Genomic DNA, 9,121 nt, shown 5'->3' with positions numbered 1-9,121 from the left:
TTAAACTTTTCCACATAGTCCGATCCTGAAAATCGCTTTGCCGTGAATCGCTTAACGGCATTGCATGAATCTTTGTGACAGCGCCTTTCCACATGCGAATGACGCAGTGCGAAAAATTGGGCTGTTCACGCGACTCCCGATCAATAGACTGAATTTGTTGCATGATTCGGAGCAGGGTCATGCGGCCGGGCGGTGGGGTCCGGTCTGGGGTCTTTGCGTCGAGAAGTAGTCTTTGGCGCGAAGAAAGTCCTGGCCGTCCGAGTTCTAGATCAGATTGTTCGTTGTGTGTGCCCTCCCGCGGAGCGTGTGGCGGCGCTCCTCAGAACGACAGGAAGCATTCCATGGAACTTCTCGAACTCGAATTCTCCCGCGAAATCCATCCGGTGGATGTTATCGAGCAGGTGGCCCACAACAATGACTGGTCCTTCGAACGGGCCGGCGACGATGAAATTTCGATCTCGGTCGCAGGCAGCTGGACCGACTATCACGTCTCCTTCTCCTGGATGGAGGATTTCGAGGCGCTGCATCTGGCCTGCGCCTTCGATATCAAGGTGCCGGAGACCCGGGCGCTGGAAGTGATGCGGCTGTTGTCGCTGATCAACGAGCAGATGCTGTTCGGGCATTTCGACCTCTGGGAGCAGGAAGGCGCGATCATGTTCCGTCAGTCGCTGCTTTTGGCCGGCGGGGTCGAGCCGTCGAGCCAGCAGGTGGAGGTGCTTTTGTCCTCGGCGCTGGAAGCCTGCGAATGCTATTTCCAGGCTTTCCAGTTCGTCGTCTGGTCGGGAACCTCGGCCAAGGATGCGCTGGCCGGCGTGCTGTTCGAGACCTACGGCAACGCTTGAGCGGCGGCGAGGCAGACAAGACGAGATGAGTTCGAGCAGCGAGCGTAAGCCTGAGATCAGTTTTGCCGATTTCGATCGTGTCGACATCCGCGCCGGCACGATCGTCGAGGCCGAACCGTTTCCGGAAGCGCGCAAGCCTGCCTTCAAGCTTAAGATCGATTTCGGACCCCACATCGGCATCAAGAAATCGTCGGCGCAGATCACCAAATACTATGCGCCGGAGACGCTGGTCGGCCGGCAGGTGTTCGCCGTGGTCAATTTTCCGCCGCGCCAAATCGGGCCGTTCATGTCGGAAGTGCTGACGCTGGGTTTTCCCGATGAGGAGGGCGCCGTGGTGCTTGGCGCCATCGAGCGCAAGGTGCCGGACGGCGGGCGGCTGTTTTAGGATGCGTTGATATTCAGGTGATGCCGACCTGCGAACGGCGGTCTCCTGCGCTTCCCCGTTCTACTGCGTCGCAGTAGAACTGAGCTCACGTACCAAAAGTACGCTCGTCCCCGGTTCCCGGAGAGCACCAATCTCGGCTCGGCCTGACCTGAATCTCAACACATCCCAGGCCGCGATGTCCTTAGGCCGCCAGCTTGCGCGTCCTGCCGAGCGCTTCCTCGACCGTGTCGAGAAACATTTCCGCACAGGCTTTCCAGCTGTAGCGCATGGCGCGTTCTCGTGCCTGCGCACGGTCGACCCCGAGCGCGGCGAGCGCGGCTTCGCGCAAATCGTTGGAGACCGCGCCGCCAAAGCCGTCGCCGACAATGTCGATTGGCCCGGTCACCGGATAGGCGGCGACCGGCGTGCCGCTGGCCAGCGCCTCGATGATGACATTGCCGAAGGTGTCGGTGCGGCTGGGGAAGACGAAGACATCGGCCGAGGCATAGATCTCCGCCAACTCGTCATTGGGACGATGGCCGAGGAAATGCGCGTTGGGGTAGCGGGACTTGAGCTTGGCAAGCTCCGGACCTTCGCCGACGATCACCTTGCTGCCGGGCAGGTCGAGGTCGAGGAAGGCGGAGAGGTTCTTCTCGATGGCGACGCGGCCGACGCAGAGGAACACCGGGCCGGGGAGGCCGAGGTCCTTGCGCTTGTCCGGGCGGAAATGGTCGGTGTCGACGCCGCGCGTCCATGGCCTCAGCTTGTTGAAGCCGCGCGCCGAAAGGTCATCGGCGAGCGACTGGGTGGCGACCAGCGTGCCCTGGCCGGAATTGTGGAAGTCGCGCAGCCAGCGATAGGCCCAGCTTTCCGGCACCGGCAGGCGGGCGCTGAGATATTCGGGAAAGCGCGTGTGATAGCTGGTGGTGAACGGCCGGCCGGCATTGCGGCAATAGCGCCGCGCCATGATGCCGAGCGGCCCTTCGGTGACGATGTGGATATGGTCGGCCTTGTAGGCGTCGATCAGGCGCGCGACATGGCCTGGCGTGGTCAGCGCCAGCCTGATGTCGGGGTAGGTCGGCAGGGGGAGCGTGCGAAAGATGTTGGGTGTCAGGAAATCCACCGCGACGTCGAAGGACTTCAGCGTTTCGGTGAGCCGCTCCAGCGTGTGGACGACGCCGTTGACCTGCGGGCGCCAGGCGTCGGTGACCATCAATATGCGCATGGCGGCCCTTTGCTGGAAAGGTCGACGGTTGCCTTGAGACGATGCCGGAACGGCGACCAGCCGCCAGCCCTCGCTTCGCTCCAGCGCACCCGGGCGGGGACGGGATCGAAGCGAGGCGGCAAGGCCGAATCAAGTGAAGTCGCGCGTTTCATGCGCGCTCTTCACCATGATTTCATGACGGGCGGATGAAGCAGTCCTTCTGGGAGCATGATCTTATCCGAAAACCGGTTTCCACTTTTCGGGATCATGCTCCGCCTAGGCTGGAACCTTGATCACCGCGCGCAGGCCGCCGAGCGGGCTGTCGTCGAGGGTGATGTCGCCGCCATGGCTGCGGGCGATGTCGCGGGCGATCGACAGGCCGAGCCCTGTGCCGCTGGCATCGAGGTTGCGGGCTTCGTCGAGCCGCACGAAGGGTTTGAACACGTCCTCGCGCCTGTCGGCCGGAATGCCGGGACCATTGTCGTCGACGGTGACCACGAGCGAGCCACGGCTGTGATCGGCGCTGACCTCCACCGTCTTGGCATAGCGGAAGGCATTGCCGATGACGTTGGACAACAGCCGCGCGAAGGCGTTCGGCCGCACATGCACGGTCGGATCACCGGAAAGCGTCGTCGACAGCTTGCATTTGCGCAAGGCGGCCTCGTCGCTGAGCTTCTGGAAATAGGCTTCGAGATCGAAACGTCCCGGGTCCTCCGAGGCTTCGCCGCGGGCAAAGGCGAGATAGCCTTCCAGCATCGACTGCATGTCGTCGATGTCCTGGTTGAGCGCCGCCTTGGTCTCGGCCTTGCCGCCGGCCAGCGCCAGCTGCAGCTTGAAGCGGGTGAGGATGGTCCTGAGATCATGGCTGACGCCGGTCAGCATGGCGGTGCGCTGGTCGATCTGGCGCTCGATGCGCTCGCGCATCTGGATGAAGGCAAAGCCGGCGCGGCGCACCTCCTCGGCGCCGCGCGGGCGAAAATCGCGCGGCATCGGCCGGCCCTTGCCGAAGCTTTCGGCGGCCTCGGCAAGCGTCAGGATCGGTCGGATCTGGTTGCGCAGGAAGGGGATGGCGATCATCAGCAGCACCAGCGAGGTGCCGACCATCCAGATCAGGAAGATGTGGGTGTTGGAGGCATAGGCCTGGCTGCGGCGCACGAAGACGCGCAGCACCTTGTTCTCGAGCTGGAGGCGCACCTCGACGATGTTGGAATTGCCGACCGTGTCGATCCAGAACGGCCGGTTGATCTGGCGGGTGATCTCGGACGAGAGAACGTCGTCGAGGATCGAGAAGAACGGTTTGGGACCGGGCGGCGGCAAGGGATCCGGCGGCAACAGGTCAACCTTCAGCTGCATGCGGTCCTGGGCGATGCGGATGACGTTGGCGTAGTCGGCGTCGTGCGGATAGGTCTCGATCAGGTCGATGATGGCGGCGATGTCGCGCACGGTGGCCTGCGACAGGCGCTGCGTCACCGTTGCCCAATGGCGCTCCATGAAGACGAAGGCGACCACCGATTGCAGCAGGATCATCGGCGCGATGACGATGATCAGCGAGCGCGCGTAAAGGCGCTTGGGCATGTAAAGCGAAACGAGCCGCCAGAAGCGGTTCCAGATGCGCGGCACCGCCTTGAGCGTTCGCGTAGCGCGTGCGCTCAAGCCGTCAGGTCCCGGCCCTTCCAGTTCCGTCGTTGCCATTGGCTCTTTTCATTTCGCCCGCGGCCCTCGACCAGGAAGACGATTCCGTTAAATCGTCTTCCTGATCTAACTCTTTGTTGGAGCATAATCTTTTCCGAAAACCGGTTCCCACTTTTCGGGATCATGCTCCAGAGCAGCGGCCGGTATTCTATTCCACGCTGAGCCGATACCCAATACCGCGCACGGTCTGCAGCCAGACAGGATTGGACGGATCGCGCTCGATCTTGCGGCGCAGCCGGTTGATCTGCACGTCGATGGTGCGCTCGCCGACCTCCGAATCGTCGCCGACCAGTTCGTGGCGCGGGATGGTCTCGCCGGCCCGCGCGGCAAAGATGGCCAGGATCTCCTGCTCGCGGTCGGTCAGTTTCAGCGCCTCGCCGCCGCGCTTCAGTTCACGCCTGGCGATCTGGAACGTGTAGGGGCCGAAGACCAGCTGTTCGACCTTGGGCGTGGTCGCCGGGCCGCCGCGGCGCAGGATGTTGTTGATGCGCAGGATCAGTTCCCGCGGGTCGAAGGGTTTTGGCAGATAGTCGTCGGCGCCGGCCTCGAGCCCCAAGATGCGGCTGTCGGTTTCCGAAAGCGCGGTCAGCATCAGGATCGGCACGTTCTTTTCGGCGCGCAGCGATTTGGTGAGATCGACGCCGCTTTCGCCGGGCATCATGACGTCGAGCACAAGCAGGTCGAAGTCGAGGCCGGCGAGCTTGCGCCTGGCCTCGCCGGCATTGCCGGCGACGGTGACGCGAAAGCCGTTTTCAGTCAGATACTGTTTGAGAAGATTGCGGATGCGGGTGTCGTCGTCGACCACAAGCAGATGCGGCGCGTCGTCGTCCGGTGCGGCCGCCTGATCGACCCTCTCAGTGCTCTCCATGGCTTTTTCCTGACATTTTTGCGGACCCAACGTCGATCTGAGCTCTCAGTTCCGGATTGACCATCGCTTCGAGGAAGCGTTCCACCAAGGCCCGTTCGGTGGCGCCGGAATCTTCCAATGCAGCACGGATGCGGCGTGACTGTGGCCGCGCCAGGGCCAGCGCCAGCGCGCGGCCCTTGGCGGTGGGATAGAGTTCGCGCTGGCGGCGGTCGCGCGGACCTTGCAATTGCACGACATGGTCGGTGTCGATGAGCTGCTTGAGCACGCGCGCCAGGCTCTGCTTGGTGATCTTCAGCACGTCGAGCAGTTCGGCGACCGTCAGGCCCGGCCGGCGGTTGACGAAATGCAGCACCCTATGGTGGGCGCGACCGAAGCCATAGTCAGCCAGGATCTGATCGGGATCGGAGGTGAAGTCGCGATAGGCAAAGAAGAACAGTTCGATGATGGCGAAGTCTATGCCGTCCTCGATTGACATCGCGGTCCTGATCGGCTTTCCGGCGGCTGGGCTTCGATCCGTCATCATTTCTCCATGGGAACGGGAGATTATGTCAGTACTATTGACGTAATTTCCCTGCAATGGTAATTTTTGACAAGCTTTTGGGCGGATTGCGAACGAAAAGGCAAGGCAGGCCGGTTTTTCCGGAACTTCCTGAGTTTGCCAGAGCGCGATTATCCGCCTACGCTTCGCAACACCGGCCGGCGTCTCCAATCACACGGCGCGGCCAAAAAGAACACGCTACGACACTAAGGATATGCGGGCCGCGACCCGCGGGAGGTTACCATGGCATCCGTTCCCTTCGATCAACTGGACGGCTTCATCTGGATGAATGGCGAATTCGTTGCGTGGGGCGACGCCAAGATCCATGTTCTGACCCACGGTCTGCACTACGCCAGCGCAGTCTTCGAGGGCGAGCGCGCCTATGGCGGCGAGATCTTCAAGCTCAACGAGCACACCGAGCGCCTGCATGAATCGGCGCGCCTGCTCGGCTTCAAGATTCCCTATTCGGTCGCCGAGCTCAACGACGCCTCGACCACGCTGTTGAAGAAGCAAGGGTTCCAGGACGCCTATGTCCGGCCGATCGCCTGGCGCGGCAGCGAGCAGATGGGCGTTTCGGCGCAGAACAACCGCATCAACGTCGCCATCGCCATCTGGCAGTGGCCGAGCTATTTCGATCCGGCGCAGAAGCTGAAGGGCATCCGCCTCGATGTCGCGGAATGGCGCCGGCCCGACCCGCGCACGGCGCCGTCGAAGTCGAAGGCCGCCGGCCTTTACATGATCTGCACCATGTCCAAGCACGCCGCCGAAGCAAAAGGCTATGCCGACGCCATGATGCTCGACTGGCGCGGCCAGGTCGCCGAGGCAACCGGCGCCAACATCTTCTTCGTCAAGGACGGCAAGATCCATACACCCAAGCCCGATTGCTTCCTCGACGGCATCACCCGCCGCACGGTCATTGGGCTCGCCAGGGACCGTGGCCTGGAAGTGATCGAACGCGCCATCCTGCCGGAAGAACTCGAAGGCTTCGAACAATGCTTCCTGACCGGAACAGCGGCGGAAGTAACGCCGGTTTCGGAGGTCGGACCTTACCGATTCGAGGTTGGCGAAATCGCCAAGAATCTCATGAATGACTATTCTGCCGCGGTTCAGCCGAAGCACGCGATCGCCGCAGAATAACGATAGTCACAGCTTTTCGCGCAAGCAGGGGTGGTTTTCGGGCCGCCCCTTTTATTTCAGCGTTTCTGCATTTGACTTTCAGTCAATTCGGCGTCTCATGATGGTGTCGGCCCGGGAGGCTGGCAGCTATGGAGGGACTAATCATATGGAAACGCTTCTTCCGATCATTGTACAGGTGATTACGGGTATCATCGGTGGTCAGGCGGTCGGTGTTGCACTCAAGAACGCGGCGATGGGCCAGCTTCCCAAGATTCTGGGTGGCGCCATTGGCGGCGTCGGCGGCGCGGCAATCCTCGGCAGCCTGCTTGGCCACGGCGCGGTCGATCCGGCGGCGGCTGCTGCAGCGACGAGCGGTCTCGGCAGTGCGCTCAACCTCGACAACATCATCGGTGGCGCCGGCGGCGGCGCGATCCTGACCGGCATCATCGGCGCCGTCATGGGCGCCATGAAGAAGTAAGTCTGACGGTCTCGGGTTTGTTCAAATGGGCGGCTTCGGCCGCCCATTTCTGTTTGTGCAACGACTGACTGTTCGTCTTTCGAGGGTGGACGCCCTTCATTCGCGCCTCTACATCACCGCGTGAACATCGAAAGGACGATCATGGGTCAGCTCAATGCCGGCATCGTGCCGGTCACACCGTTTCAGCAGAACTGCACCATCCTGTTTGACATGGACGACAAGCACGGCGTCGTCGTCGATCCGGGCGGCGACATCGACAAGGTGCTGGCGGTGCTGAAGGACAATGCGATCACAGCCGAGGCGATCTGGATCACGCACGGCCATATCGACCATGCCGGCGGCGCCATGGAGCTGAAGGAAGCGCTCGGCCTCGACATCATCGGCCCGCATGCAGCCGACAAGCCTTTGCTCGACAATCTGGAGAAACAGGGCAGGCTCTACGGTATTGCCGGCGCGCGCAACTGCGTGCCCGACCGGTTCCTCACCGAAGGTGAGACCGTGTCGTTCGGCGGCCACGTATTCGAGGTGCTGCATTGCCCGGGCCATGCGCCCGGCCACGTCGTCTATTACAACCGCGCGGCCAAGTTCGCCCATGTCGGCGATGTGCTGTTTCGTGGCTCGGTCGGTCGCACCGACCTGCCCGGCGGTGACCACGCAACGCTGATCGCCTCGATCAAGGACAAGCTCTTGCCGCTCGGCGACGATATCGGCTTCATCTGCGGCCACGGCCCTGGCGGCCGTTTTGGCGAGGAGCGGCGGACCAATCCGTTCCTGGTCTGAGATCAGCGCCTCCACTCGAGGTCGTAGAGTCAAAACAAAGGAGCGCTGGCCTTGCGGTCAGCGCTCTTTTGTTTGGGGCAGGGAAGCCTCAGTTTGCAGTGCAAAAATGCTGCTCGCCGTCATTGCCGGTGAAGGTGCCGGTGCGGGAGTTGAAGCTGCGATAGCGGTCCGAGCAGTATTCGTACCAGTCACGCGTCCACGGCTCGGCATAGCGATTCGCATAGACCACCCGCGGTTCGACAAAGTAGCGGCGAACCGGTGCCGGGCGGATCCGCACGTCACGATCGTAGTAACCGTCATTGTAGTAGCCGTCATCGTAGTAGCGGTTAGCATCAGGCGGTGGCTGGTCATTGGCCAGTGCGCCACCGATCAGGGCGCCGGCGGCGAGGCCAAGCACACCGGCGGCAATGGCGTCGCCATTGCCGTGGTGGCGGTGATGGCGCCATTCATCGGCCTTGGCCGCGGGCAAGGCCACAAGCATGGTGGCCGCCATGGCGGCGGACAGCACGGCTGTCTTGAAAATTCTGTTCATCTTGGTCTCCTTCGTACCGGGCCGTGCAGTTTTGCAGGGGATGCGGTCCGGCTTTACCCAAGACTAATATGCGACCGTGGCTGAACGGAGGCTGAACGGATTTCGACCTGCCGATCCAAGAGAGGCGTCAAAAACCAGGCTCTGATCGAGCTGGCTGCGCTGCTGGAGCCGACAGTCTCAGCCGACCGACAGGTTGACGGCCTTGGGTCCCTTGCCGCGCTTGTCCGGCTCGGTGTCGAATGTTACTTTCTGCCCATCTTCGAGACCGGGAAGACCCGACGCCTGCACGGCCGAAATATGGACGAAGACATCCTTCGCGCCATCGTCCGGCGTGATGAAGCCGAAGCCTTTGGCATGATTGAAGAATTTGACGGTGCCGGTCTGCGGCATGGGAAGCTCCTTTGATCCCATAAACTCCAGTCTCGGGCCGGCAAATGCCCGAGAGGAAATTTGTCCTTTATTTTAGCGTCATCGGCAAGAGAAAGTTTTGTGGGCACTTAAAGCGCGTCAGCTTTAAGCCCTTGTTATGATGCATGTCGTTGACACGGAGCAGGATCCACTTCTGGCCGACATGCACTTATGCTGCGCCACGGACATGAAAAAGGCGCGACGAAAATCGCCGCGCCTTTTTAAAAAATCTGTCTGCATGCCCACAGGCTGGGCAAGCTTCAAACCCTCGTTCGCCCGCCGTCAGGGACGCGCGGCGC

Annotated in this window: 11 protein-coding genes; 5 read left to right on the top strand and 6 right to left on the bottom strand. The window is 61.9% G+C overall.

Going from position 1 to position 9,121, the window contains the following annotated elements; translation table 11 throughout:
• The first annotated feature begins 341 nt into the window (after nucleotides 1-341).
• Nucleotides 342-842 carry a YbjN domain-containing protein gene (locus AB4Z43_RS06610; RefSeq protein ID WP_013893499.1) on the top strand — a complete coding sequence of 167 codons (501 nt, stop codon included), beginning with the start codon at nucleotides 342-344 and terminating at the stop codon, nucleotides 840-842.
• Between the two features lie 25 nt (nucleotides 843-867).
• Nucleotides 868-1,227 carry a tRNA-binding protein gene (locus tag AB4Z43_RS06605; protein WP_038649074.1) on the top strand — a complete coding sequence of 120 codons (360 nt, stop codon included), beginning with the start codon at nucleotides 868-870 and terminating at the stop codon, nucleotides 1,225-1,227.
• 181 nt (nucleotides 1,228-1,408) lie between these two features.
• Here AB4Z43_RS06605 and AB4Z43_RS06600 read toward each other — a convergent pair whose 3' ends face one another.
• The 4 genes from AB4Z43_RS06600 to AB4Z43_RS06585 all read right to left on the bottom strand — a co-directional run bounded on the left by AB4Z43_RS06600 (nucleotide 1,409) and on the right by AB4Z43_RS06585 (nucleotide 5,490).
• A complete protein-coding gene (locus tag AB4Z43_RS06600; RefSeq protein WP_038649071.1) occupies nucleotides 1,409-2,431 on the bottom strand; it encodes a glycosyltransferase family 4 protein in 1,023 nt (340 codons plus the stop codon).
• Nucleotides 2,432-2,686: 255 nt separating this feature from the next.
• Nucleotides 2,687-4,102 carry an ATP-binding protein gene (locus AB4Z43_RS06595; RefSeq protein ID WP_441936588.1) on the bottom strand — a complete coding sequence of 472 codons (1,416 nt, stop codon included), beginning with the start codon at nucleotides 4,100-4,102 and terminating at the stop codon, nucleotides 2,687-2,689.
• Nucleotides 4,103-4,250: 148 nt separating this feature from the next.
• Nucleotides 4,251-4,970, bottom strand: coding sequence for a response regulator (locus AB4Z43_RS06590; RefSeq protein ID WP_019860633.1), 720 nt, complete (start codon nucleotides 4,968-4,970; stop codon nucleotides 4,251-4,253).
• On the bottom strand, nucleotides 4,957-5,490 hold the full coding sequence (locus tag AB4Z43_RS06585; RefSeq protein ID WP_027047295.1) for a MarR family winged helix-turn-helix transcriptional regulator: 534 nt from the start codon (nucleotides 5,488-5,490) through the stop codon (nucleotides 4,957-4,959). Before AB4Z43_RS06585 ends, AB4Z43_RS06590 begins: the two co-directional genes overlap by 14 nt.
• A gap of 261 nt (nucleotides 5,491-5,751) precedes the next feature.
• Here AB4Z43_RS06585 and AB4Z43_RS06580 point away from each other — a divergent pair, with 261 nt between their 5' ends.
• The 3 genes from AB4Z43_RS06580 to AB4Z43_RS06570 all read left to right on the top strand — a co-directional run bounded on the left by AB4Z43_RS06580 (nucleotide 5,752) and on the right by AB4Z43_RS06570 (nucleotide 7,882).
• The gene (locus AB4Z43_RS06580; RefSeq protein ID WP_019860631.1) at nucleotides 5,752-6,645 is read left to right on the top strand and encodes a branched-chain amino acid aminotransferase; all 894 of its coding nucleotides are present in this window, start codon (nucleotides 5,752-5,754) and stop codon (nucleotides 6,643-6,645) included.
• 145 nt (nucleotides 6,646-6,790) lie between these two features.
• Nucleotides 6,791-7,102: a hypothetical protein gene (locus AB4Z43_RS06575; protein ID WP_019860630.1), complete on the top strand. Its 312-nt coding sequence runs from the start codon at nucleotides 6,791-6,793 to the stop codon at nucleotides 7,100-7,102.
• 141 nt (nucleotides 7,103-7,243) lie between these two features.
• Nucleotides 7,244-7,882, top strand: coding sequence for an MBL fold metallo-hydrolase (locus tag AB4Z43_RS06570; RefSeq protein ID WP_027047294.1), 639 nt, complete (start codon nucleotides 7,244-7,246; stop codon nucleotides 7,880-7,882).
• Nucleotides 7,883-7,970: 88 nt separating this feature from the next.
• Here AB4Z43_RS06570 and AB4Z43_RS06565 read toward each other — a convergent pair whose 3' ends face one another.
• Together AB4Z43_RS06565 and AB4Z43_RS06560 are read right to left on the bottom strand one after the other, a co-directional pair.
• Nucleotides 7,971-8,414, bottom strand: a complete 444-nt coding sequence (locus tag AB4Z43_RS06565) for a BA14K family protein (RefSeq protein WP_441936585.1) — start codon at nucleotides 8,412-8,414, stop codon at nucleotides 7,971-7,973.
• Nucleotides 8,415-8,591: 177 nt separating this feature from the next.
• Nucleotides 8,592-8,804 carry a cold-shock protein gene (locus AB4Z43_RS06560; RefSeq protein ID WP_008877668.1) on the bottom strand — a complete coding sequence of 71 codons (213 nt, stop codon included), beginning with the start codon at nucleotides 8,802-8,804 and terminating at the stop codon, nucleotides 8,592-8,594.
• Between the last annotated feature and the right edge of the window lie 317 nt (nucleotides 8,805-9,121).

It is taken from the genome of Mesorhizobium sp. 2RAF45 (genome assembly GCF_052115225.1).
GTDB classification, from domain to species: domain Bacteria; phylum Pseudomonadota; class Alphaproteobacteria; order Rhizobiales; family Rhizobiaceae; genus Mesorhizobium; species Mesorhizobium jarvisii.
The sequence above is the reverse complement of the archived record's forward strand: the minus strand, read 5'-3'. Positions and strand labels throughout refer to the sequence as shown.

What these genes read in the sequence shown, in the direction of transcription:
- AB4Z43_RS06610 (WP_013893499.1), top strand. Translation starts at nt 342, where the DNA reads ATGGAACTTCTCGAACTCGAATTCTCCCGCGAAATCCATCCGGTGGAT.
- AB4Z43_RS06570 (WP_027047294.1), top strand. Translation starts at nt 7,244, where the DNA reads ATGGGTCAGCTCAATGCCGGCATCGTGCCGGTCACACCGTTTCAGCAG.
- AB4Z43_RS06590 (WP_019860633.1), bottom strand. Translation starts at nt 4,970, where the DNA reads ATGGAGAGCACTGAGAGGGTCGATCAGGCGGCCGCACCGGACGACGAC.
- AB4Z43_RS06565 (WP_441936585.1), bottom strand. Translation starts at nt 8,414, where the DNA reads ATGAACAGAATTTTCAAGACAGCCGTGCTGTCCGCCGCCATGGCGGCC.
- AB4Z43_RS06575 (WP_019860630.1), top strand. Translation starts at nt 6,791, where the DNA reads ATGGAAACGCTTCTTCCGATCATTGTACAGGTGATTACGGGTATCATC.
- AB4Z43_RS06560 (WP_008877668.1), bottom strand. Translation starts at nt 8,804, where the DNA reads ATGCCGCAGACCGGCACCGTCAAATTCTTCAATCATGCCAAAGGCTTC.
- AB4Z43_RS06585 (WP_027047295.1), bottom strand. Translation starts at nt 5,490, where the DNA reads ATGACGGATCGAAGCCCAGCCGCCGGAAAGCCGATCAGGACCGCGATG.
- AB4Z43_RS06605 (WP_038649074.1), top strand. Translation starts at nt 868, where the DNA reads ATGAGTTCGAGCAGCGAGCGTAAGCCTGAGATCAGTTTTGCCGATTTC.
- AB4Z43_RS06580 (WP_019860631.1), top strand. Translation starts at nt 5,752, where the DNA reads ATGGCATCCGTTCCCTTCGATCAACTGGACGGCTTCATCTGGATGAAT.
- AB4Z43_RS06600 (WP_038649071.1), bottom strand. Translation starts at nt 2,431, where the DNA reads ATGCGCATATTGATGGTCACCGACGCCTGGCGCCCGCAGGTCAACGGC.
- AB4Z43_RS06595 (WP_441936588.1), bottom strand. Translation starts at nt 4,102, where the DNA reads ATGGCAACGACGGAACTGGAAGGGCCGGGACCTGACGGCTTGAGCGCA.